A 22,216-nucleotide genomic window follows, 5' to 3' on the forward strand; every position below is an offset into this window, starting at 1 on the left:
CGGGGGCGCGGCGGGGCGCGGTGGCCGTGCTGGCGGCCGGCGCCCTGCTGATGGCCGCCGGGTGCAGCTCCGAGGGAGGCGCGGGGAGCCCGGCGGGCGCGAGTTCACCGGCCCACTCCCCCTCCGCGTCGGCCACCGGGTCCCCTTCACCGTCGCCGTCGGTCTCGCTCCCCCCGGCCGACCAGCCCCCGGCCAAGGGCTCCGCGAAGGTGGTCTCGACGCTCACCGAGAAGCTGAACTCCCCGTGGGGGCTGGCCGCGCTCCCCGGCGGCGACCTCCTGGTGGGCTCCCGGGACAAGGGCACGATCACCCGGATCGACGCGAAGACCGGCAAGAAGAAGCTCCTGGGCACGGTCCCCGGGGTCGCCCCGGCCGGTGAGGGCGGGCTGCTCGGCCTCGCCGTATCGCCCGACTTCGGCACGGACCACCAGGTGTACGCGTACTTCACCACCGCGTCGGACAACCGCATCGCCCGCATGATCTACGACGAGAACGGCTCGCCCGGCCAGCTGCTCGGCGCCCCGGACACCATCCTGCGCGGCATCCCCAAGGGCCAGATCCACAACGGCGGCCGGATCGCCTTCGGGCCCGACCGCGCGCTGTACGCGGGCACCGGCGAGACGGGCGACGACGGCCGCGCCCAGGACAAGAAGTCCCTGGCGGGCAAGATCCTGCGGATGACGCCCGACGGCGAGCCGCTGCACGGCAACCCGGAGGGCGACTCCGTGGTGTATTCGTACGGGCACCGCAACGTCCAGGGCCTCGCCTGGGACGCGGAGAAGCGGCTGTGGGCGTCCGAGTTCGGCCAGGACACCTGGGACGAGCTGAACCTGATCGAGCCGGGCGGCAACTACGGCTGGCCGGACGTCGAGGGCACCGCGCACAAGGAGGGCTTCCGGGACCCGGTCGCCCAGTGGAAGACCTCCGAGGCGTCGCCGAGCGGCATCGCGTACGTCAAGGGCTCCATCTGGATGGCCGGGCTGCGGGGCGAACGGCTGTGGCGCATCCCGCTCTCCCGCGAGGACGGGGCCGCGAAGGAGCCCCTGGCGGACCCGCAGGCGTTCCTGGAGGGCGAATACGGCCGGCTGCGCACGGTGCTCGCGGCGGGCGGCGACAAGCTGTGGCTGGTCACGAGCGAGACGGACAGCCGGGGCACGCCGAAGGCGGGCGACGACAGGATCCTGCTGGTGCGGGTCCGGTAAGCCCCCGTCTCAGCGCTGCTCCGGCACCGGATACAGCCGCAGCCGGTGGGCCAGGGCCGCGGCCTCGCCCCGGCCGGCCACGCCCAGCTTGGCCAGGATGTTGGAGACGTGGACGCTCGCGGTCTTCGGCGAGATGTACAGCTCCTCGGCGATCCGGCGGTTGGTGAGGCCGGCCGCGACCAGCCGGTGGACGTCCCGCTCGCGCGGGGTCAGCCCGAAGGACTCCACCGCGGCCGCGGCGGCCCGCAGCTGCTCCTCGGAGGGGTCGCGGGCGGGACCGGGCTCGTCCGGGACGACGACCGCGGCCGGGATCTCCTCGGCCTCGCCGCCCGCACCGGCCAGGGCGATGCGGGCGCGGCCGGCCAGCAGCTCGACGGTCTCGGTGAGCGGGCGGGCCCCGAGCCGGACGGCGGTGGCGTGCGCGTCGCGCAGCAGGCCGGTGGCGGCGGCCCGGTCACCGGAGGCGACGAGCAGGGCCTCCGCCCAGCGGTGGTGGATCTGCGCCAGCTCGTACGGGCGGTGCAGCGGGGTGAACGCCCGGGCGGCGCCCTCCCAGTGGTCCGGGGTGTCGACGCCCTCGGCCCTGGCCAGCTCCGCCTCGACCAGGAGGGCGTAGGCGGACCAGACCGGGACGAGGACCGGCAGCCGCTTGAGGTGGCTCCGGACCAGGCCGAGGACGGCGGGGCGGCCCGGTTCGGTGGCGGGCAGGCCCCGGGCGTCGGCCTCGGCCGCCGCGACGGCGTGCAGCATGGGGAAGGCGTAGCGCTGGGTTCCGGTGGGGAAGCCCTCCTCGGCCTGCGCCTGGAAGGCGGCGCGCGCCTCGGGCAGCCGGCCCTGCGTCACGGCGATCTGTACGGCGTGGCGCACGGGGTTGATGAAGTGCTGGGGCTGGGGGTCGCTGGAGCCGAAGCAGCGCCGGGTCAGCGCCAGTTGCCGTTCGGCCTCGGCGACGTCGCCCCGGACGAGGGCGAGTTCGGTGCGGCGGGAGGCGACCAGGCCCTGGGACTTGCGGGACAGCGACTTGCGGGCGGCGGCCTCCGTGGTGGCCTTGGCCTCGTCCCAGCGGCCCAGCGAGAACAGGGACATCGCCTGGTTGGTACGGACCCACGCCTCCATGTCCGCGACGCCGTGCTCGTGGCAGATGCGGATGCCGTGGTCGGCGGCGGCCACCGCTTCCAGGGAGCGGCCCATGGCCTCCAGTGTGGAGGGCAGGTTGATGCTGGCCCGGCCCATGATGTCGATGAGGCCCAGCTCGTCGGCCCGGTCGCGCACGGCGTACATCTCGGCGATGCCCTCGTCCACGGCGCCCGCGTCCGCGTTGAGCCAGCCCCGGGTGAGGCGGGCGTGCAGCTCGATGTACTCGTCGCCGACGAGCTGGGCGTACTCCACGGCCCGTTCGGCGGCGGCCAGGGTCTCGGCGCCGGGGCGGTGCAGGGCGCCCCAGCCGGCCACCAGCATCAGGACGAACGCGTGCACCTTCGAGGGGGGCAGGCCCCGGACCAGCCGCTCGGCGGTGGCCAGCTCCTCCCAGCCGTCGCCGCGCGTGAGGTCCTGGACGAGGCGGGAGCGCTGGACCCAGAACCAGGCGGCGCGCAGCGCGTCGTCCTCGCCCTCCAGGATGCGCAGGGCCTTCTTGCAGATGGCGAAGGCCCGTTCGCGCTCCCCGCCGAGGCGGGCGGCGACCGTGGCCTCGGCCATCAGGTCGAGGTAGGTCAGCGGGGTCGAGGCGTCCCGCCCGCAGGTCGGGTAGACCTCGGCGTAGTCGATGGGGCGCAGGGTGCGGCGGACGTCCTCGGGGGCGTCGTCCCACAGTTCGAGGGCGCGTTCCAGGAGGCGCAGCTGTTCGGCGTAGGCGTTGCGGCGGCGGGCCCGGACCGATGCCTTCAGTACGGCGGGCAGCGCCTTGGCGGCGTCGTGCGCGCCGTACCAGTAGCTGGCCAGGCGGGTCGCGCGCTCGTCGTCGCGGACGAGGGCGGGGTCGGCCTCCAGCGCCTCCGCGTACCGGCGGTTGAGGCGGGAGCGTTCGCCGGGGAGCAGGTCGTCGCTGACGGCCTCGCGGACCAGGGAGTGGCGGAAGCGGTAGCCGTCGCCCTCCGGGGTGGTCAGGAGCAGGTTGGCGCCGACGGCGGTGCGCAGCGCCGCGATGAGGTCGTCCTCGCTGAGTCCGGCGACGGCGGCGAGCAGTTCGTACTCGACGGCGGAGCCGCCCTCGGCGACGATCCGGGCGACCCTCTGGGCGTCGGCGGACAGGGTCTCTACGCGGACGAGGAGGAGGTCGCGGAGCGATTCGGGCAGGCCGTCGCCGTCACCGTCGCCGCACTCCAGGATGCAGGCCAGCTCCTCCACGAAGAAGGCGTTGCCGTCGGAGCGCTCGAATATCTCGTCCACCAGGGCGGGGTCGGGGGTGTCCGCGAGGATGCCGGCGAGCTGGCGGCGGACCTCGGAGCGGGTGAACCGGGAGAGTTCGATCCGGCGGACGGTGCGCAGCCGGTCGATCTCCGCGAGGAGGGGGCGCAGGGGGTGGCGGCGGTGGATGTCGTCGGCGCGGTAGGTGCCGACGACGACGAGGCGGCCGCTGCGCAGGGTGCGGAAGAGGTAGGCGAGGAGGTGGCGGGTCGAGGAGTCCGCCCAGTGCAGGTCCTCCAGCACGAGGACGACGGCCCGGTCGGCCGAGAGGCGTTCCAGGAGCCGGACGGTCAGTTCGAAGAGGCGGGCGGTGCCGAGCTCGTCGTTGCCGTCGCGGCCGGTCTCGCCGAGCTCGGGGAGCAGCCGGGCCAGTTCGCCCTCCTGGCCGGCGCAGGCGGCGGCCATCTCGTCGGGCAGGGCGCGGCGCAGGGCGCGCAGGGCGGTGGAGAAGGGGGCGTACGGCAGGCCGTCGGCGCCGATCTCGACGCAGCCGCCGACGGCGACGACGGTGTCGCGGCGGGCGGCGACGGCGAGGAACTCCTCCACGAGGCGGGTCTTGCCGACGCCGGCCTCGCCGCCGATGAGCAGGGCCTGGGGCGCGCCGAAGAACCCTCCGGCGGTGCCGGAGGGTTCCTTGGTGGCGCGGGTGAGCGCGCCGGTGAGCGAGTTGAGTTCGCCGGTGCGGCCGACGAACACGGGGCTGACTGACCTGGTCTCCACGTGGGCGAGCATCGCACACGGGTCCGACAGTGCGGACGGAATGAGCCGTGGGCCGAACGGCCCCCGGCCCCGGTCCACTTCCGCCGCCTTACGCGGCGTGCGTGAACCGGTCCCGTACGCCGCTGGTACTCACCGGCCCCTCCGCCTCCTGGCGTGCGGTCCGGCGGGCGGCGCGGCGCGTGACGCGGCGGGCCCGGGTCGCTTCGCCGGCGAGGCGCTGGAGGTCGGCGCGGCGCAGGAGTTCGGCGTGCATGACCTTGTGGAGTTCGTACTCGAACATGGGATGTCCCCCTGGGTGAGGGCCCTTGCGGGCCTCGGTGGCGGCAGTTCCTCTGCCGTGCCACCACTCTCGTCCCCCAGGGGGGTGCGCCACATCGGGCGTGTTCCGCATCTGTGGCGTACGGGCGCCTTAGGTCCGGTGCCGTACCACCGCCCAGGACCCTTGAAACCACCCGGACATGCCTTAGGCGAGGGGTCCGGGGGCCGCGAACCGTCCTATCCGGCCGCCGCGGTGGGCAGGGCGACGATGAGGTCGAAGTACATGGCTATGGAGATCAGTACGCCGAGGGTTCCGAGGGCGATGCCGCCCCGGGCGACCGCGCGGACCCAGCCGGCCTGCGGCTGCCGGGCCGGGGCGCCGAACGCGGGCCGGACCAGGACGTAGGCGCCGACCAGCAGGGCGAGGAGGCCGAAGAGGCCGTTGACCAGGGCGGTGGAGTGCCAGGCGTCGCCGTAGATCTCGTTGATCTGCTGGGCCGCCGAGCCGCCGGACGAGGTCTTGATCTGCCCGATCAGGGTCTCGCGCTCGGCGGCGACCCGGCCGCTCCAGGCGCCGGTGAGGCCGACGACGCCGAGTCCGGCGGAGACGACGGCCGCGGAGGCGGCGGCGAGCCGCCCGGAGGTCTCCTCATCGGCGTCGTCGGTGGCGTCGGCGTCGTCGGCCTCCTCGGCGGCTTCCGGCTCGGCCCCCGGGCCCGTCTCGTCCTGGTCCTGCGGTTCCGGATTCTCCGCGGCAGCGCGGTCGGTCGTCTCGTCGGTCGTCTTCTCGCCGTCGGCGACGGCTTCGGGCGTGGTGGGGTTCATGCGGCGCACGCTAGGTGCCGCAGATGAGAGGCCCCTTAACGCCCTCCGTCGCCCCGGCGGGCGGTCAGTGGACGCGCTCGGCCGGCTCGTCCTCGTACGTCCGCACACCCGGCACCGGCGCCCGCGCCACCGGGCGGTCCGGCGGTTCGATGCTGAGGCGGGGCAGGCGGCGCTCCAGCCAGCCGGGGAGCCACCAGTTGGCGCCGCCCAGCAGGTGCATGAGGGCCGGGACGAGCAGGGTGCGCAGGACGAAGGCGTCCAGGGCCACGGCCGCCGCGAGGGCGATGCCGAACATCGCGATGACGCGGTCGCCGCTGAGGACGAAGGCGAGGAACACCGAGATCATGATCACAGCGGCCGAGTTGATCACCCGGCTGGTCTCGGCGAGGCCCACCCGGACCGCGCGCCGGTTGTCGCGGGTCTCCAGCCACTCCTCGTACATCCGGCCGACCAGGAAGACCTGGTAGTCCATGGAGAGGCCGAAGAGCACCGAGACCATGATCACCGGCAGGAAGGGTTCGATGGGGCCCGGGCTGCCGAGGCCCAGCAGTTCGCTGCCCCAGCCCCACTGGAAGATCGCGACGACGACGCCGAACGACGAGGCGACCGCCGCGACGTTCATCGCCGCCGCCTTCAGCGGGATGCCGACGGACCGGAACGCCAGCAGCAGGAGCAGGCAGCCGAGTCCTATGACGACGCCGATGAACAGCGGCAGCTTGCCGATGATGATCTGCGCGAAGTCGTCGTAGCTGGCCGTGACCCCGCCGACATGGGTCTCCAGCGAGGTGTTGTCGGCCGCCTTCGGCAGCACGTCCGCGCGCAGCCGCTCCACGAGGTCGCTGGTCGCGCGGGACTGCGGGGAGGAGTCGGGGACGACGGTGACGTACGCGGCGTCACCTGCGGCGTTGTACGTCACCGGGTAGGCCCACGCCACCCCGTCGACCGTGCGCAGGGTGGCGGGCAGGGCGTCCATCGCGAGCCGGTCGTCGGCGCCGTCGAGGTGCGCGGCGACGGTGAGCGGTCCGTTGACACCGGGGCCGAAGCCATCGGCGAGCAGGTCGTACGCCTGCCGGGTGGTGGCGGACTCCGCGTTGTTGCCCTGGTCGGAGCTGCCGAGGTGGAGCGAGAAGGTGGGCAGCGCGAGGACCAGCATCACCGCGGCGGCCACGGCGCCCAGGAGCTTGGGGTGCCGCTCCACGAAGGCGGACCAGCGGGCGGCGAAACCGGTGGGCGGCTCGGGCTGCGGCCCGTGCGCGGCCAGCCGGGCCCGTTCGCGCCGGCTGAGCGCCCGCAGTCCGATGAGGGAGAGGAGGGCCGGCAGCAGGGTCACCGACGCGGCCACGGTCAGGACGACGGTGAGCGAGGCGGCGATGGCCACGCCGTTGAGGAAGCTCAGCCGGAGGATCAGCATGCCGAGGAGCGCGATGCAGACGGTGGCCCCGGCGAAGACCACGGCCCGCCCGGTCGTCGCCACCGCGTGCTGCGCGGCCTCCGGCACGGTCATGCCGCGCCGCAGCCCTCTGCGGTGCCGGGTGACGATGAACAGGGCGTAGTCGATGCCCACGCCGAGCCCTATCAGCATGCCGAGCATGGGCGCGAAGTCGGCGACGGTCATCAGGTGTCCGAGGAGCACGATGCCCGCGTACGCCGTGCCGACCGAGACGAGGGCCGTGGCGATGGGCAGCAGGCTCGCGGCGAGGGAGCCGAAGGCGAGGAAGAGCACGACGGCCGCGACGGCGACCCCGATGACCTCGCTGAGATGCGCGGCGGGCGCCTCGGTGAGCCCGACCGCCTGGCCGCCGAGTTCCACGCGCAGATGCGGGCTCCCGGCCGCCTTCGCGGTGTCCACGACCGCGTGCGCCTGCGCCACGGGCACGTCGTCGGCGCGCTGGTCGAAGGTGACGGTGGCGTACGCGGTGTGCCCGTCGGTGCTGATCTGCGCGGCCCCGGTCTCCGTGTACGGGCTGTCGACCGCCCCGACCCCGGGCAGCCGCTCCACGGCGTGCAGGGTGCGGGTCATCTTCTGCTCGACGTCGGTGGCCCGGACCGTGGAGTCCTCGGTGTGCCAGACGATGGTGTCGGTGTCCCCGCCGAGATCGGTGAACCCGCTCTTCAGCAGCTCCGCGGCCCGCCCGGACTCGGTGCCCGGTGCCTCGTAGTCGTTGGTGTACGAGGACCCCGCGAACCCCGCGACGGCGGCCGTGCCCCCGAGAGCGAGCAGCCAGATCAGGACGGCGATGAGGCGGTGCGTGACGCACCAGCGAGCGATGGCAGCCAAGGGGACGTGCTCCCTGCGGGTTCGTGGTCCCCCCGGGGCCGGCGGAAGCCGCCCGCGGGAGAACGCATGACCTGAGAACGGCCACTCTCGCAGCCATTCGAGATCATTTGCCCGTTTCGTGGGGAGGGTCACAGCGGTCACATCCCCTTATGGGCGACATCGGTGCCGCCGTACGCCGGACCCCCGCCGGGACCGCACCCACACCGTTACGCGCTCAGGACACCGCTCACCGTATCGGCGCGGTTACCTTATGAATCGTCAACTACCGTCCCAGGGGGGATCCTTGACCAGCGCCGCACATCACATCGGGCCGGATTCGACACCCGACCGGTACCGCCTGCTCAATTCCATCGGCAGGGGCGGCGAGGCCGTCCTCTACCGGGCGGAGATCGAGCTCGAAGGCGCGCCCGAGACCGTGGTCGTGAAGGTACTCGACTCCAGGACCACGATCACCATCGAGCAGTTCCAGCGCCTCAGCACGAAGTGGCGGGAACAGGCCGAGTTACTGCGCTTCGTGAGCCGGCCAGGGGTCGTCGGCGTCCGCGAGCACTTCGAGGGGCCCCCGATCCACGGCGCCGGGAACGCCTCGACGGCCGCCGGGCGCGCCCTGGTCCTGGTCATGAACCACGTGGACGGGCTCGACCTGCGGGACTGGCGCGCCGAGCGGACCCTCACCACCCACGCCGAGCGGCGCGAGGTGCTGCGGACCCTGGAGCAGATCGCGGACGTGCTGGACTGGCTGCACAGCGGCCGGGCCACCCCGTCCGGCCGCACGGTCGTCCACGGCGACCTCTCCCCCGGCAACATCATGGTCGACGGACACGGCCAGGCCACGCTGGTGGACTTCGGGCTGAGCAAGCTCACCGCCGACCACCAGACGGCCGAGGTCTGGTTCACCCCCGGCTACGCCGCCCCCGAGGTCTTCGAGGGCAAGCGGACCCCGGGCACCGACCGGTACGCGTTCGGCGCGATCGCCTACTTCCTGATCAGCGGCCAGGCCCCGCCCGGCACGCCCGAGCAGCTGCGCGCCGCGCTCAGCGCCCTGCCGCAGGTGGCCGCGGCCGCCCCGGAGCGCCGGGAGCGCATCCTCGCCGTCTGCGCGGCCGAACCGGAGCAGCGGCCGGAGGGCCTGTCCGGCTGGATGAAGGACCTGCGCTCGGCGGTGGGATCGACCACGGTCACCGGCACCTCGTCGGCGGAGTCCGTACGGGACGCCCCGCCGGCGTCCGTACCGCCGCTCCCGCTGATGCCGCCGCCGGTGGACCCGCCCGGCTTCCCGCCGCCGATCACCGCGTCCCACGACCCCGGGGTGCCGCTGCCCAGCACGGTCAATCCGGGCCCGTCGACGGCCGGGTACACCGCCGGGCCGTTCCCGGCCCCGGTTCCTGCTCCGGTCGCGCCGCCGAAGAAGCGGCGCCGGCTGCTGCGGATCGCGCTTCCCGTGGTCGCCGTGGTGGTGCTCGCCGCGCTGGGCGCGTGGGGCCTCCAGGCCCTGAAGGACGACGGCGACAGGACGAAGGCCGGGGGCGCCGCCTCCCCGAGGTCGTCCGCCCCGAAGACCCCGCCCGCGACGGAGGAGGAGACGCCCGGAGCCGAGACCCCCGTGGCCGGGGAGCCTGGCATGGACGAGGGCGCCGTCGACACCGGGTCCCCGGAGGCGACGGACCCGGGCAAGGTGGACGACGCGTCGGAGGTCTCGCTGACCACGATGAACGCCGTTGCCGACCCCCAGCTCTTCGTGGTGGGCTCGGCGAAGGTCGACACACAGGTGTACGACGACGCCTACGTGGCCACGCCGGAGTGCAACACGGGGCCGTACATGGAGTTCGACCTCAACCGGGAGTGGAAGACCTTCGACGTCACCGTCGGGATCGATGACGACTCCAACTACGAGTCGGGGCGCCTGACCATCAAGGTGGACGACAAGACCCTGTGGGTGGGCACGGTGGAGCTGGGCGAGCCGCAGAAACTGCCGCTGAAGGTGGAGAACGCCCTGCGGCTGCGCATCAGCATCGACGAGAACTGCTCCGGCGCCGTGATGGTCCTGGGCTCCCCCATGCTGAAGCGCTGAGAAGCTGAAGCGCTGGGAAACACGACAGCGGTGCACCCGAAGGACGGGTGCACCGCTGTGTGCTGCGGAAACGCGTCAGCCCTCGACGCCCAGCTTCTCCAGGATCAGCTCGCGGACGCGGGCCGCGTCCGCCTGGCCCCGGGTGGCCTTCATGACCGCGCCGACCAGCGCGCCGGCCGCCGCGACCTTGCCGCCGCGGATCTTGTCCGCGATGGCCGCGTTGCCCGCGATGGCCTCGTCCACGGCGGTGGACAGCGCGCCCTCGTCGGAGACGACCTTCAGGCCGCGCTTGTCGACCACGGTGTCCGGGTCGCCCTCGCCGGCGAGCACGCCCTCCAGGACCTGGCGGGCGAGCTTGTCGTTGAGGTCGCCCGCGGCGACGAGCTCGGCGACCCGGGCGACCTGCGCCGGGGTGACGGGCAGCTCGTCCAGCCCGCGGCCGGTCTCGTTGGCGTTACGGGCCAGCTCGCCCATCCACCACTTGCGGGCCTGGTCCGACGGGGCGCCCGCCTCGGTCGTGGCGACGATCAGGTCGACCGCGCCCGCGTTGAGGATGGACTGCATGTCGTGCTCGGAGACGCCCCACTCCTCCTTGAGCCGGGCGCGGCGTAGCCGCGGCAGCTCGGGGAGGTCCTTGCGCAGCTCCTCGACCCACTCCCGGGCCGGGGCGACCGGCACGAGGTCGGGCTCGGGGAAGTAGCGGTAGTCCTCGGCGTTGTCCTTGATGCGGCCGGCCGTGGTGGAGCCGTCCTCCTCGTGGAAGTGCCGGGTCTCCTGCACGATCGTCCCGCCGGAGTTCAGCACCGCGGCGTGGCGCTGGATCTCGAAGCGGGCGGCGCGCTCGACGGAACGCAGCGAGTTCACGTTCTTCGTCTCGGAGCGGGTGCCGAACTTCTCGCGGCCGTGCGGGCGCAGCGACAGGTTCACGTCGCAGCGCATCTGGCCCATCTCCATGCGGGCCTCGGAGACGCCGAGCGCCTTGATGAGCTCGCGCAGCTCGGCGACGTACGCCCGGGCGACCTCGGGGGCCCGGGCGCCCGCTCCCTCGATCGGCTTGGTGACGATCTCGATGAGCGGGATGCCCGCGCGGTTGTAGTCGAGCAGGGAGTGGGACGCGCCGTGGATACGGCCGGTGGCGCCGCCGACGTGCGTCGACTTGCCGGTGTCCTCCTCCATGTGGGCGCGTTCGATCTGCACCCGGAAGATCTCGCCGTCCTCCAGCTGGACGTCCAGATAGCCGTCGAAGGCGATCGGCTCGTCGTACTGGGAGGTCTGGAAGTTCTTCGGCATGTCCGGATAGAAGTAGTTCTTCCGGGCGAAGCGGCACCACTCGGCGATCTCGCAGTTCAGCGCGAGGCCGATCTTGATCGCGGACTCCACGCCGATCTCGTTGACGACCGGCAGCGCGCCGGGCAGCCCGAGGCAGACCGGGCAGGTCTGCGAGTTGGCGTCCTGCTTCAGCTCGGTCGAGCAGCCGCAGAACATCTTCGTCTTGGTGCCGAGCTCCACATGGACCTCAAGGCCCATGACGGGGTCGTACGTCGCGAGGGCGTCCTCGTACGACTCCAGGTCGATGACAGTCACGGAAAACTTTCCCTCTCAGCCCAGCAGGACGTCGTCGTCGCCGAGACGCTTCAGTTCGCGATAGAGGATCGCGAGGCCGCTGGCGATGGCGGCGGCGGACACGGCGGCGTCGATGAGGCGCAGCGTGTCGTTGTCCGAGCGGGCCAGCTTCGCCTGCTTGGCGACGCTGAGCGCTCCGAAGGCGGTGGTCGCCATCGACACGTACAGCCCGGTCTTCGACTTCTTGAAGTTCTTGGCCTTCTTGGTCATGGCGCTCATAGCGACGGGGCCTCCTCGATCAGCGGGTGTCCCCACTTTTCCACGAAAGCGGCCTCGACGGCGGCTCCGACCTTGTACAGCCGGTCGTCCTTCATCGCGGGGGCGATGATCTGGAGCCCGACGGGCAGGCCGTCCTCGGGGGCCAGGCCGCAGGGCAGCGACATGGCGGCGTTGCCGGCGAGGTTGGTCGGGATGGTGCACAGGTCGGCCAGGTACATCGCCATCGGGTCGTCGGCGCGCTCGCCGATCGGGAAGGCGGTGGTGGGCGTGGTCGGCGAGACGATCACGTCGACCTGCTCGAACGCCTGCTCGAACTCGCGCGTGATCAGCGTACGGACCTTCTGCGCGGAGCCGTAGTACGCGTCGTAGTAGCCGGAGCTGAGCGCGTACGTACCGAGGATGACGCGGCGCTTGACCTCGTCGCCGAAGCCGGCCTCGCGGGTGAGCGCGGTGACGTCCTCGGCGGACTTCGTGCCGTCGTCCCCGACGCGCAGGCCGTAGCGCATGGCGTCGAACCGGGCGAGGTTCGAGGAGCACTCGGAGGGCGCGATCAGGTAGTACGCCGAAAGGGCCAGGTCGAACGTCGGGCAGTCCAGCTCCACGACCGTGGCGCCGAGCGACTTCAGCAGCTCGACCGACTCGTTGAAGCGCTGGACGACCCCGGCCTGGTAGCCCTCGCCGGAGAACTGCTTGACGACGCCGACGCGCATGCCCTGGACGGAGCCGTTGCGCGCGGCCTCCACGACCGGCGGCACCGGCGCGTCGATCGACGTCGAGTCCATCGGGTCGTGCCCGGCGATCGCCTCGTGCAGCAGGGCCGCGTCCAGGACCGTGCGGGCGCAGGGGCCGCCCTGGTCGAGGGAGGACGAGAAGGCGACCATGCCGTAGCGGGAGACCCCGCCGTAGGTGGGCTTGACGCCGACCGTGCCGGTGACGGCGGCGGGCTGGCGGATGGAGCCGCCGGTGTCCGTGCCGATGGCGAGCGGGGCCTCGAAGGAGGCGAGGGCGGCCGAGGAGCCGCCGCCGGAGCCGCCCGGGATGCGGGTGAGGTCCCAGGGGTTGCCGGTGGGGCCGTAGGCGCTGTTCTCGGTGGAGGACCCCATGGCGAACTCGTCCATGTTGGTCTTGCCGAGGATGACGACGTCGGCGGCCTTCAGCTTCCGGGTGAGGGTCGCGTCGTACGGCGGGACCCAGCCTTCGAGGATCTTCGAGCCGACGGTGGTCGGCATGTCCTTCGTGGTGAAGATGTCCTTGAGCGCGAGCGGGACGCCGGCCAGCGGGCCCAGCTTCTCGCCGGCCGCCTTCTTGGCGTCCACGGCGCGGGCCTGGGCGAGCGCGCCCTCGCGGTCGACGTGCAGGAAGGCGTGCACCTTCTCGTCCACGGCGTCGATCCGGGCGAGGTGGGCCTCGGTGACCTGGACGGCGGTGAGCTCGCCGGAGGCGATCTTCGCGGCGATCTCGGCCGCGGTGAGCTTGATGATGCTGCTGATGTCCGTCATGGCTGTCAGTCCTCCCCCAGGATCTGCGGCACCTTGAAACGCTGCTGCTCCTGGGCCGGGGCGCCGGAGAGCGCCTGCTCGGGGGTGAGAGACGGACGGACGACGTCCGCCCGCATGACGTTCGTCAGCGGCAGCGGGTGGGAGGTCGGCGGTACGTCTTGGTCGGCTACCTCGGAGACGCGGGCGACCGCGCCGATGATGTCGTCGAGCTGTCCGGCGAAGTGATCGAGCTCTTCGCCCTTCAGCTCCAGACGCGCCAGCCGGGCGAGGTGGGCGACCTCCTCGCGCGTGATGCCAGGCATGCAGCGATCCTCAGGGGTTGGTGTGTGGTTTGCCGGGGGCCGGCGGCAGGTGGAAAAGTGCCGCCGGCCCCCAATCCTATGGGGTGGGCCGCACGGCTGAGGACAGGGTTTCTACGTGGTCGCCGGGCGCGGGCCCGCCGTGCGGCCGGAGGGGCGCTGTTCCAGCTCGGCCGCCGGGGCCGCGGGCGTCGCGGCGGACGCCGGGGCCGCCCCCGCCGCCGCGGCCAGCTCGGCCGGGCGGCGCCAGCCGTGCTCGCCCCGGGCCCGCAGCCAGGCGGTGGTCTCCTGGGGCGGCATCGCGGCCGCCACCAGCCAGCCCTGGACCGCGTCGCACCGCAGGTCCCGCAGCCGCTCCCAGGTCTCGTCGTCCTCGACGCCCTCGGCCACGACCAGCAGGCCGAGCGAGTGGGCCAGGTCGATGGTGCAGCGGACGATCTCCGCGTCCTCGTGGTCGATGGCGAGCCGGGCCACGAAGGAGCGGTCGATCTTCAGCTCGCTGACCGGCAGCCGGCGCAGATGGACCAGCGAGGAGTACCCGGTGCCGAAGTCGTCCAGGGACATCTTCACGCCGTGCCCGGTCAGCCCGGCGAGCGTGTCCGCCGCCCGCTGCGGGTCCTCCAGGAGCACGTGTTCCGTTATCTCCAGCTGGAGCGCTCCCGCCGGGACGCCGTGCCGGGCGAGCCGGGCCGCGACGCCACCGGCGAACCCGGGGGTGTGCACATCGCGCGGCGACACGTTGACGGCGACCGGGACGAAGAGGCCCTGGGCCCGCCAGCGGGCGACCTGGGCGAGCGCCGTCTCCAGCACGTACTCGGTGAGGTGCGGCATCAGCCCGGAGGACTCCGCGATGGCGATGAACTCGTCCGGGGGCACTCTTCCGCGCTCCGGGTGCACCCAGCGCACCAGCGCCTCCAGGCCGGCGACCTGGCCGTCGAAGCGGACCTTGGGCTGGTAGTGCAGCTCCACCTCGCCCGCGTCCAGCGCGCGGCGCAGGTCGCCGAGGAGGCCGAGCCGGTCCGGGGTGTTGCTGTCGCGCTTGGACTCGTACACCTCCACGCCGGTGCGGTCCCGCTTGGCCTGGTACATCGCCACGTCGGCGCGGCGCAGCAGCCCCTCCGCGTCCAGCGCGTGGTCCGGGAAGACGGCGACGCCGGCGCTGGCCTCCAGGACCAGGGTCAGCCCGTCCAGGTCCAGCGGGGACGACAGCTCGGCGACCAGGTGGCGGGCGACGCGCTGGGCGCTGGTGGTGGAGTCGGCGGTGGGCAGCAGGACCGCGAACTCGTCGCCGCCGAGCCGGGCCGCCTCCGCGCCGCGCGGCAGGGCCAGCCGGAGCCGTTCCGCGATCTGGAGCAGCAGCCGGTCGCCGGCCAGGTGGCCGAGGGTGTCGTTGACGGCCCGGAAGCGGTCGAGGTCGATGAGGACCAGGGCGACCCGGCTGCCGACGCTCTCCGCCTCCTCCAGCGCGGTCCAGGTCCGCTCCAGCAGCCACTGGCGGTTGGGCAGCCCGGTCAGCGGGTCCTTCAGCTGCTCCTCGGCCCGGGCGCGGGCGATCCACAGCGTGGAGTCGAGCGCGATCAGCGGCACCGCGAAGAGCGGCAGCAGGACCGGCCGGGCCATCGCGACGACGCAGATCAGCGGGGCGATGCCGAGCAGGGCCACCGCGACGAGACCCTGGCGGAGCATCGCGGTGCGGGCGACGGTGGGCAGGCCGCCGCCGGGCTGGACCCGTGAATACCACAGCAGGACCCGGGTGACGAGCAGATAGGTGGCGGCGGCGAGCAGGACCTCAGGGACGGCGTCGATGCCCCAGTCGAGTGGCCGCCACGGCGTCTCGACGGACTGCACCTCGCCGAACGCGGCGAGCACCAGGGCCGCCGCGCCGACCCCGAGGATGTCCACGGCGCCGTGCAGCAGCCCCTGCCACCAGCGGTGTCTGCGGGCGACGCCGACGAGGACGACCACGACGAGGCTGACCAGTCCGGCCGGCACCCACCCGTACAGCAGGAGGACGGCCAGGGTGAGGGCGGCGCCGGAGCCGGTGCCGCCCCACCAGCGGTCCCGGCCGAGCGCGACGAGGTGGCCGACGACGATGCCGGTGAGGACGGCCAGCGACCAGCCGGCCCGGCCGTCCGGGAAGAGGGCGCGCCCCTGGCTGAGGGCGCGGGAGAAGCCGGTCGCGAGCTGGATCGTGGCAAGGGCCACCACGACGGCGCCCACTCTGGGCGCGGGTCCCACGAAACCTTGCAGCCGCGCCACCGGTGCGGCGCTCTCGGTCGGTTTCATTCCGTCCCTCTCACAGCCGGCGATGCCGATGTCACCCGATGAATGCGTGCCATGCCACGACGCACCCCGGCCCCGCCCGGTGGCCAGGTTCGAGGGCGTGTCTGACCACAGTAGGCCGCGGAGGGCTGCTACGGGCAGCGGTCTGCGGGTCTTGCCCGAATGGGAACCGACTATCCGTCAGCATCTGCTAGGGGGTGATCGGGTGACGCCGACGATGCGTCGGCAGGCGCTCACTCTCCGGGGGCGGCGCCCTCCTCCGGAACCGGCTCCCCGGCCGGGACGGCCGCCTCGCGGGCCGCGTCCGGGCCCTCGGTGAGGAGGACCGCGAAGCCGGTCTCATCGAGCACGGGGACCTTCAGCTGGACCGCTTTGTCGTACTTGGATCCGGGGTTGTCGCCGACGACGACGAAGGCGGTCTTCTTGGAAACGGAACCGGTGACCTTCGCTCCCCGGCTCTGCAGGGCCTCTTTCGCGCCATCCCTGGTGTGCCCGGTCAGGGTGCCCGTGACGACGACGGTGAGCCCTTCGAGGGGGCGGGGGCCCGCGTCCTCGCCGGCCCCCTCGTCCTCCATCCGGACGCCGGCCTCGCGCCACTTGCGCAGGATCTCGCGGTGCCAGTCCTCGGCGAACCACTGTGTGACCGAGGCCGCGATGATCGGCCCGACCCCGTCGGCGTCGGCCAGCTCCTGTTCGGTGGCCTCCTCGATACGGTCGATGGACCGGAACTGGCGGGCCAGCTCCCGGGCGGCGACCGGGCCGACGTGGCGGATGGAGAGCCCGGTGAGGACGCGGGCCAGCGGGGCCTCCCTGGCCGCCGCGATGGCGTCGAGCATCGCGAGGGCGTTCTTCTTGGGCTCGCCCTGCTGGTTGGCGAAGACCTGGGCGATCTTCTCCTCACCGGTCTTCGGGTCGCGCTTGGGCAGCCCGCTGTCCGGGTCGAGGACGTAGGCCCGGATGGGCAGCAGCTCCTCCACGGTCAGCCCGAAGAGGTCGCCCTCGTCGCGCAGCGGCGGTTCGGCGGGCTCCAGCGGCGCGGTCAGCGCGGCGGCGACCACGTAACCGAAGTGGTCGATGTCGAGGCACTTGCGGCCGGCGAGATAGGAGACGCGCTCGCGCAGCTGGGCGGGGCAGGAACGGGCGTTGGGGCAGCGGACGTCGACGTCCGCCTCCTTCATGGGCTTCAGCTCCGTGCCGCACTCGGGGCAGTGGTCCGGCATGACGAACGCCCGCTCGGTGCCGTCGCGGAGGTCCACGACCGGGCCGAGGATCTCCGGGATCACGTCCCCGGCCTTGCGGAGCACCACCGTGTCGCCGATCAGGACGCCCTTCGCCTTGACCACGTTCTGGTTGTGCAGGGTGGCGAACTCGACCTCGGATCCGGCCACCACGACCGGCTCGACCTGGGCGTACGGGGTGACACGGCCGGTGCGGCCGACGCCGACGCGGATGTTGACCAGCTTGGTGTTGACCTCCTCCGGCGCGTACTTCCAGGCGATGGCCCAGCGCGGGGCGCGGGAGGTGGAGCCCAGGCGGCCCTGGAGCGGGATCTCGTCCAGCTTCACGACGACGCCGTCGATCTCGTGCTCCACGGAGTGCCGGTGCTCGCCGAAGTACGCGATGAACTCCCGTACGCCTTCGAGGGAGTCGACCACCTTGTTGTACTTGGCGGTGGGCAGCCCCCACTCGCGCAGCAGCTCGTAGGCGTGCGAGAGGCAGTCGATGTCGAAGCCCTCGCGGGCGCCGATGCCGTGCACCACCATGTGCAGCGGACGCGTCGCGGTGACCTTGGGGTCCTTCTGGCGCAGCGAACCGGCCGCCGCGTTACGGGGGTTGGCGAAGGGCTTGTCGTCGGCCTCCACCAGCCGGGCGTTCAGCTCCTCGAACCCCTCCATCGGGAAGAAGACCTCGCCCCGCACCTCGACCAGCGGCGGCACCCGGTCGCCCGTCAGCCGGTGCGGGATGTCCGCGATGGTGCGGACGTTGGGCGTGATGTCCTCGCCGGCGCGGCCGTCGCCCCGGGTCGCGGCGCGGGTCAGCACACCGTGCTCGTACGTGAGGTTGACGGCGAGGCCGTCGATCTTCAGCTCGCACAGGTAGTGGTAGCCGGGCGCGCCGACGTCCCGGGCGACGCGCTCGCCCCAGGCGGCCAGTTCCTCGTCGTCGAAGGCGTTGTCCAGGGACAGCATCGGTTCGCGGTGCTCGACGGACGTGAACTCCGTGCGGTACGGCCCGGCGACCTTCTGGGTCGGCGAGTCCGGGGTGCGCAGCGGGGGGTGGGACTCCTCCAGGGCCTCCAGCTCGCGCAGCAGCCGGTCGAACTCGGCGTCGCTGACGACCGGCTGGTCGTTCACGTAATACCGGAAGCGGTGCTCCTCGATCTGCTCCGCGAGGAGCTTGTGCCGCTCCCGCTCCTCGGCTGGCACCGCCGTCTGCTCTTCGCCGGCCATCGTCCCGTCCTCCCGTTACCCAGCGTCCCCGCTACTCAGGGTTGTCTGCGAGCGATCTCGCGGCCCGGGCGCAGTGGGCGAGCGCGGCCCGTGCGTACCCGGGCGACGCACCCGCGAGTCCGCACGAGGGGGTGACCGTCACGGACTCGGTCAGAGTCCCCGGATTCAGCCCCAGCCTGCGCCACAGCGTCCTGACACCCATGACGCTACCGCCCGGGTCGGACAATCGGCCCGAGGCCGGGTCGGTGCCCGGTACGACCCCGAAGAACATCCGGGTGCCGCCCTCGACCGCTTCCCCGACCGCCTCCTCCTCACGCTCGGTGAGCAGGGAGAGGTCGAAGGAGATGCCGTCCGCCCCGGCCCGGCGCAGCAGCGCGAACGGCACCTCGGGGGCGCAGGTGTGCACCAGCGTGGCGGTCTCCCCGGCCGCCGCGAGGACCTCGCGCAGGGTGGCCTCCACGACCTGGCGGTCCACCGCCCGGTAGGTGCGGTAGCCGCTGGCGGTCCTGACCCGGCCGCGCAGCACGGCGGTGAGGGAGGGCTCGTCCAGCTGGAGGGCGATCCGCGCCCCGGGCACCCGGCGGCGTACCTCGGCGAGGTGGCCGCGCAGACCCTCGGCGAGCGAGTCCGCGAGGTCGCGGCAGGCGCCCGGGTCGCCGAGGAACGCCTCGCCGCCCCGGCGTTCCAGGGCGGCGGCGAGGGTCCAGGGCCCCACGGCCTGGACCTTGAGCGGGCCGTCGTAGCCCTGGGTGAACTCCTCCAGGGCGTCCAGGTCCTCGCCGAGCCAGGACCGGGCGCGGCGGGTGTCGCGGCCGGGCCGGTCGCTGATCCGCCAGCCGCTCGGCTCGACGTGCCCGTACAGCTCCGAGAGCAGTCCGAGGGTGCGCCCGATCATGTCCGCCCCGGGCCCGCGGGCCGGAAGTTCCGCCAGGTACGGCATGCCCTCGCCGTCGCCGAAGGAGCCGGCGACGGTCTTCGCCGCCTCCCGGGCGTCTCCTCCGGGCATCGAACCGATCCCGGTGGCCGGGCAGTCGCTGAACACGCTGATCTCGCTCACGCGAGAAGGGTAACGACCGCGGGCGGGGCCGTAAGGCCCTGGGATCAGCGGCCGGGACGGACGGTGAGGTCGTTGACCTCGGCATCGCGGGGCAGGTCGAGCGCCATCAGGATGGTGGTCGCGACGGACTCGGGGGCGATCCAGCGGGCGGGGTCGTACTCCTTGCCCTCCTGCCGGTGGACCTTCTCCTGCATGGGGCTCGCGGTGCGGCCCGGGTAGACGGTGGTGACGCGGACGCCGTTGCCGTGCTCCTCGTGGCGCAGCGAGTCCGCGAGCGCCTTCAGGCCGTGCTTGCTGGCGGCGTACGCGCTCCACTCGGGGCTCGCGGAGAGCCCGGCGCCGGAGTTGACGAAGAGGACGTGGCCCTGGGCGACGCGCAGCTGGGGCAGGGTGAGCCGGGTCAGCTCGGCGGGGGCGATGAGGTTGGCGTTGAGCTGGGAGTGCCACGCCTTGGGGGTGAGCTCACCGACCGGGCCGAGCTCGACCACGCCCGCGATGTGCAGCAGCGAGTCGAGCCGTTCCGGCACGCTCTGCTGGGCGAGGGCCCAGGAGAGCCGGTCGGGGTTGGACAGGTCGCCGACGAGGGTGCGGGCGCCGGGGTGGAGCGCGGCGAGTTCCTTGGCGCGACCCGCGTCGCGGGCCAGCAGGACGAGGTCGTCGCCGCGTTCGGTGAGACGCCGGGCGACCGCTGCGCCGATGCCGGAGCCGGCACCGGTGATGAGGTGAGTGGACATGGCCCCCATCGTCGCATCCGCGGCCCGGGCCCCGTACGTCACATCACTGCAGGCCGGCCGACTCCTCCAGGTAGGCCAGGGCGCCGACGCCGTCCTCCGCGAAGAAGACCAGCTCGGTCAGCGGGAGCGGCAGGAAGCCCTCGTCCTCCATGCGCTGGAACTGCTCGCGCAGGCCGTCGTAGAAACCGGCGGTGTTGAGCAGGACGACGGGCTTGGTGTGCTTGCCGTGCTTCTTGAGCTCAAGGATCTCGGTCGCCTCGTCCAGCGTCCCGGTGCCGCCGACCATGATGACGATCGCGTCGGACTTCGCGAGCAGGAGCGCCTTGCGCTCGGCGAGGTCGCGGGCGATGACCATCTCGTCGGCGTGGGTGCGCGCCTTGGCGGCCAGGAAGTCCACCGAGACGCCGACCAGCTTCCCGCCCGCGTCCTGGACGCCGTCGGCGACGACCTTCATCAGGCCGCTCTCGGAGCCGCCCCAGACGAGGGTGTGCCCGCCGCGCCCGAGCAGCTCGGCGAAGGCGCGGGCGGGCTCGGTGTAGCGGTCGGGGAGGTCGGCGGCGGAGAGGAAGACGCAGATGTTCATGGCTGCCACGGTAAGGCCCGCCCCTCGCGGGCCCGCGCCCGGGGAAGAATCCCGCGCCCTGGGCGCTTGTGAGAAGCATGACTTCCCACCGAGGACACCACATCACCGTCGAGCCCGGCACCGAGCATGTACGTGTGGTGCGCGACGGGCTGCTGCTCGCCGAGAGCCGGCGCCCGCTCGTCCTGCGCGAGACCGGCTGTCCGGTCCGTTACTACCTGCCGCCCGAGGACGTGCGCACGGAGCTGCTGACGCCGTCGGACACCCGCACCCACTGCCCGTTCAAGGGGGAGGCGGCCTACTGGTCGCTGCCCGGGGCGGCGGATCTGGTCTGGGCGTACGAGGAGCCGAAAGCCGAGGTCGAGGCGATCAGGGACCACTTCTGCTTCTACGACACGGAGCTGATCGCGCACTGACACGACGGCCCCGGCCGGGTCGGCCGCCGGGATGCGGCGGGAGCCGCTGTGGCGGACCCTGAAATCCGTGGCGCCGCCACGAGAGCGCCCCGCGCGGTGACGCCCGTACTGGGGTCGGGCGTCGCCGTGCGGGGCTTTGCCGTACGTACGAGACGGCCCGGGGTTCAGCTCGCGGCGGCGCGCTCCCGGCGTACCGTCGTCGCGATCGTCGCGGAGCCGACCACGCGGGTGCCGTCGTACAGCACGACCGCCTGGCCGGGGGCGACACCCCGGACCGGCTCGGTGAACGTGACGCGCAGGGTGGCGTCGGTCAGCTCGGCGGTCACCTCGGTCTCGCCGCCGTGGGCGCGGAGCTGTGCGGTGTACGTCCCCGGGCCGGACGGGGGTGTTCCGCACCAGCGGGGCTTGATCGCGGTGAGCGCGGTGACGTCCAGGGCCTCGACGGGGCCGACGGTCACCGTGTTGTCGACCGGGGAGATGTCCAGGACGTAGCGCGGCTTGCCGTCGGGGGCCGGGTGGCCGATGCGCAGGCCCTTGCGCTGGCCGATGGTGAAGCCGAAGGCGCCCTCGTGGGTGCCCAGCTTCGTACCGGACTCGTCCAGGATGTCGCCCTCCGCCGTGCCGCCGAGGCGGTTCGCCAGGAAGCCCTGGGTGTCGCCGTCGGCGATGAAGCAGATGTCGTGGCTGTCGGGCTTCTTGGCGACCGCGAGGCCCCGGCGCTCGGCCTCGGCGCGGATCTCGTCCTTGGTGGTGAGGGTGTCGCCGAGCGGGAACATCGCGTGGGCGAGCTGGCGCTCGTCCAGGACGCCGAGCACATAGCTCTGGTCCTTGGCCATGTCCGAGGCGCGGTGCAGCTCCCGGTCGCCGTCCGCGCCGGTGACGACGGTGGCGTAGTGGCCGGTGCACACCGCGTCGAAGCCGAGCGCGAGGGCCTTGTCGAGGAGCGCGGCGAACTTGATCTTCTCGTTGCAGCGCAGGCACGGGTTGGGGGTGCGCCCCGCCTCGTACTCGGCGACGAAGTCCTCCACGACGTCCTCGCGGAAGCGTTCCGCCAGGTCCCAGACGTAGAAGGGGATGCCGATGACGTCCGCGGCGCGGCGGGCGTCCCGGGAGTCCTCGATGGTGCAACAGCCCCGGGCGCCGGTCCGGAAGGACTGCGGGTTCGCGGAGAGGGCGAGGTGCACACCGGTCACGTCGTGGCCCGCCTCGGCTGCGCGGGCCGCGGCGACGGCGGAGTCGACACCGCCCGACATGGCGGCGAGCACGCGGAGGGGGCGCTGGAGAGTCTCAGTCATA

The 22,216-nt window shown here is 72.9% G+C and carries 17 protein-coding genes; 3 read left to right on the forward strand and 14 right to left on the reverse strand.

Going from position 1 to position 22,216, the window contains the following annotated elements; all coding sequences use genetic code 11:
- The first annotated feature begins 20 nt into the window (after positions 1-20).
- Positions 21-1,202, forward strand: coding sequence for a PQQ-dependent sugar dehydrogenase (locus tag OG867_RS07720; protein ID WP_328904470.1), 1,182 nt, complete (start codon positions 21-23; stop codon positions 1,200-1,202).
- A 9-nt stretch (positions 1,203-1,211) separates the two neighbouring features.
- Here the strand turns inward: OG867_RS07720 and OG867_RS07725 are convergent, their stop codons facing one another.
- The 4 genes from OG867_RS07725 to OG867_RS07740 form a co-directional block, all read right to left on the reverse strand.
- Positions 1,212-4,340: an AAA family ATPase gene (locus tag OG867_RS07725; protein WP_406283823.1), complete on the reverse strand. Its 3,129-nt coding sequence runs from the start codon at positions 4,338-4,340 to the stop codon at positions 1,212-1,214.
- A 76-nt stretch (positions 4,341-4,416) separates the two neighbouring features.
- Positions 4,417-4,608, reverse strand: coding sequence for a hypothetical protein (locus OG867_RS07730; protein ID WP_328902532.1), 192 nt, complete (start codon positions 4,606-4,608; stop codon positions 4,417-4,419).
- 215 nt (positions 4,609-4,823) lie between these two features.
- A complete protein-coding gene (locus OG867_RS07735) occupies positions 4,824-5,411 on the reverse strand; it encodes a hypothetical protein (RefSeq protein ID WP_406283825.1) in 588 nt (195 codons plus the stop codon).
- 64 nt (positions 5,412-5,475) lie between these two features.
- A complete protein-coding gene (locus OG867_RS07740) occupies positions 5,476-7,689 on the reverse strand; it encodes an MMPL family transporter (protein ID WP_406283827.1) in 2,214 nt (737 codons plus the stop codon).
- Between the two features lie 283 nt (positions 7,690-7,972).
- Here OG867_RS07740 and OG867_RS07745 point away from each other — a divergent pair, with 283 nt between their 5' ends.
- Positions 7,973-9,760, forward strand: coding sequence for a protein kinase domain-containing protein (locus OG867_RS07745; RefSeq protein WP_406283829.1), 1,788 nt, complete (start codon positions 7,973-7,975; stop codon positions 9,758-9,760).
- Between the two features lie 75 nt (positions 9,761-9,835).
- Here OG867_RS07745 and gatB read toward each other — a convergent pair whose 3' ends face one another.
- The 9 genes from gatB to OG867_RS07790 form a co-directional block, all read right to left on the reverse strand.
- Positions 9,836-11,344: an Asp-tRNA(Asn)/Glu-tRNA(Gln) amidotransferase subunit GatB gene (gene gatB / locus OG867_RS07750; RefSeq protein ID WP_328902527.1), complete on the reverse strand. Its 1,509-nt coding sequence runs from the start codon at positions 11,342-11,344 to the stop codon at positions 9,836-9,838.
- A 15-nt stretch (positions 11,345-11,359) separates the two neighbouring features.
- Positions 11,360-11,602, reverse strand: coding sequence for a hypothetical protein (locus OG867_RS07755; protein WP_406283831.1), 243 nt, complete (start codon positions 11,600-11,602; stop codon positions 11,360-11,362).
- Positions 11,599-13,101 (reverse strand): Asp-tRNA(Asn)/Glu-tRNA(Gln) amidotransferase subunit GatA, encoded by a 1,503-nt coding sequence (gene gatA / locus OG867_RS07760; protein WP_328902526.1) that lies wholly within the window; start codon positions 13,099-13,101, stop codon positions 11,599-11,601. Before gatA ends, OG867_RS07755 begins: the two co-directional genes overlap by 4 nt.
- A gap of 5 nt (positions 13,102-13,106) precedes the next feature.
- Positions 13,107-13,403: an Asp-tRNA(Asn)/Glu-tRNA(Gln) amidotransferase subunit GatC gene (gatC, locus tag OG867_RS07765; protein ID WP_018102521.1), complete on the reverse strand. Its 297-nt coding sequence runs from the start codon at positions 13,401-13,403 to the stop codon at positions 13,107-13,109.
- A gap of 111 nt (positions 13,404-13,514) precedes the next feature.
- Positions 13,515-15,686 (reverse strand): bifunctional diguanylate cyclase/phosphodiesterase, encoded by a 2,172-nt coding sequence (locus OG867_RS07770; RefSeq protein ID WP_328902525.1) that lies wholly within the window; start codon positions 15,684-15,686, stop codon positions 13,515-13,517.
- Between the two features lie 230 nt (positions 15,687-15,916).
- A complete protein-coding gene (gene ligA / locus OG867_RS07775; RefSeq protein WP_406283834.1) occupies positions 15,917-18,133 on the reverse strand; it encodes an NAD-dependent DNA ligase LigA in 2,217 nt (738 codons plus the stop codon).
- 31 nt (positions 18,134-18,164) lie between these two features.
- Entirely contained in the window at positions 18,165-19,190 is a 1,026-nt protein-coding gene (locus OG867_RS07780; protein WP_328902523.1) for a methionine synthase, read from the reverse strand.
- Between the two features lie 44 nt (positions 19,191-19,234).
- Positions 19,235-19,924, reverse strand: a complete 690-nt coding sequence (locus OG867_RS07785) for an SDR family oxidoreductase (RefSeq protein WP_406283837.1) — start codon at positions 19,922-19,924, stop codon at positions 19,235-19,237.
- Positions 19,925-19,967: 43 nt separating this feature from the next.
- Positions 19,968-20,507, reverse strand: coding sequence for a TIGR00730 family Rossman fold protein (locus OG867_RS07790; protein ID WP_328902521.1), 540 nt, complete (start codon positions 20,505-20,507; stop codon positions 19,968-19,970).
- A gap of 77 nt (positions 20,508-20,584) precedes the next feature.
- Here OG867_RS07790 and OG867_RS07795 point away from each other — a divergent pair, with 77 nt between their 5' ends.
- Positions 20,585-20,920 carry a DUF427 domain-containing protein gene (locus tag OG867_RS07795; RefSeq protein WP_406283839.1) on the forward strand — a complete coding sequence of 112 codons (336 nt, stop codon included), beginning with the start codon at positions 20,585-20,587 and terminating at the stop codon, positions 20,918-20,920.
- Between the two features lie 164 nt (positions 20,921-21,084).
- Here OG867_RS07795 and mnmA read toward each other — a convergent pair whose 3' ends face one another.
- Positions 21,085-22,215 carry a tRNA 2-thiouridine(34) synthase MnmA gene (mnmA, locus tag OG867_RS07800; protein WP_406283841.1) on the reverse strand — a complete coding sequence of 377 codons (1,131 nt, stop codon included), beginning with the start codon at positions 22,213-22,215 and terminating at the stop codon, positions 21,085-21,087.
- Position 22,216 lies beyond the last annotated feature (1 nt).

The organism is Streptomyces sp. NBC_00209, from assembly GCF_045206345.1.
Classification (GTDB): Bacteria; Actinomycetota; Actinomycetes; order Streptomycetales; family Streptomycetaceae; genus Streptomyces.

What these genes read in the sequence shown, in the direction of transcription:
- OG867_RS07725 (WP_406283823.1), bottom strand. Translation starts at nt 4,340, where the DNA reads ATGCTCGCCCACGTGGAGACCAGGTCAGTCAGCCCCGTGTTCGTCGGC.
- OG867_RS07770 (WP_328902525.1), bottom strand. Translation starts at nt 15,686, where the DNA reads ATGAAACCGACCGAGAGCGCCGCACCGGTGGCGCGGCTGCAAGGTTTC.
- OG867_RS07785 (WP_406283837.1), bottom strand. Translation starts at nt 19,924, where the DNA reads ATGTCCACTCACCTCATCACCGGTGCCGGCTCCGGCATCGGCGCAGCG.
- OG867_RS07790 (WP_328902521.1), bottom strand. Translation starts at nt 20,507, where the DNA reads ATGAACATCTGCGTCTTCCTCTCCGCCGCCGACCTCCCCGACCGCTAC.
- gatC (WP_018102521.1), bottom strand. Translation starts at nt 13,403, where the DNA reads ATGCCTGGCATCACGCGCGAGGAGGTCGCCCACCTCGCCCGGCTGGCG.
- OG867_RS07730 (WP_328902532.1), bottom strand. Translation starts at nt 4,608, where the DNA reads ATGTTCGAGTACGAACTCCACAAGGTCATGCACGCCGAACTCCTGCGC.
- ligA (WP_406283834.1), bottom strand. Translation starts at nt 18,133, where the DNA reads ATGGCCGGCGAAGAGCAGACGGCGGTGCCAGCCGAGGAGCGGGAGCGG.
- OG867_RS07795 (WP_406283839.1), top strand. Translation starts at nt 20,585, where the DNA reads ATGACTTCCCACCGAGGACACCACATCACCGTCGAGCCCGGCACCGAG.
- gatA (WP_328902526.1), bottom strand. Translation starts at nt 13,101, where the DNA reads ATGACGGACATCAGCAGCATCATCAAGCTCACCGCGGCCGAGATCGCC.
- mnmA (WP_406283841.1), bottom strand. Translation starts at nt 22,215, where the DNA reads ATGACTGAGACTCTCCAGCGCCCCCTCCGCGTGCTCGCCGCCATGTCG.
- OG867_RS07755 (WP_406283831.1), bottom strand. Translation starts at nt 11,602, where the DNA reads ATGAGCGCCATGACCAAGAAGGCCAAGAACTTCAAGAAGTCGAAGACC.
- OG867_RS07735 (WP_406283825.1), bottom strand. Translation starts at nt 5,411, where the DNA reads ATGAACCCCACCACGCCCGAAGCCGTCGCCGACGGCGAGAAGACGACC.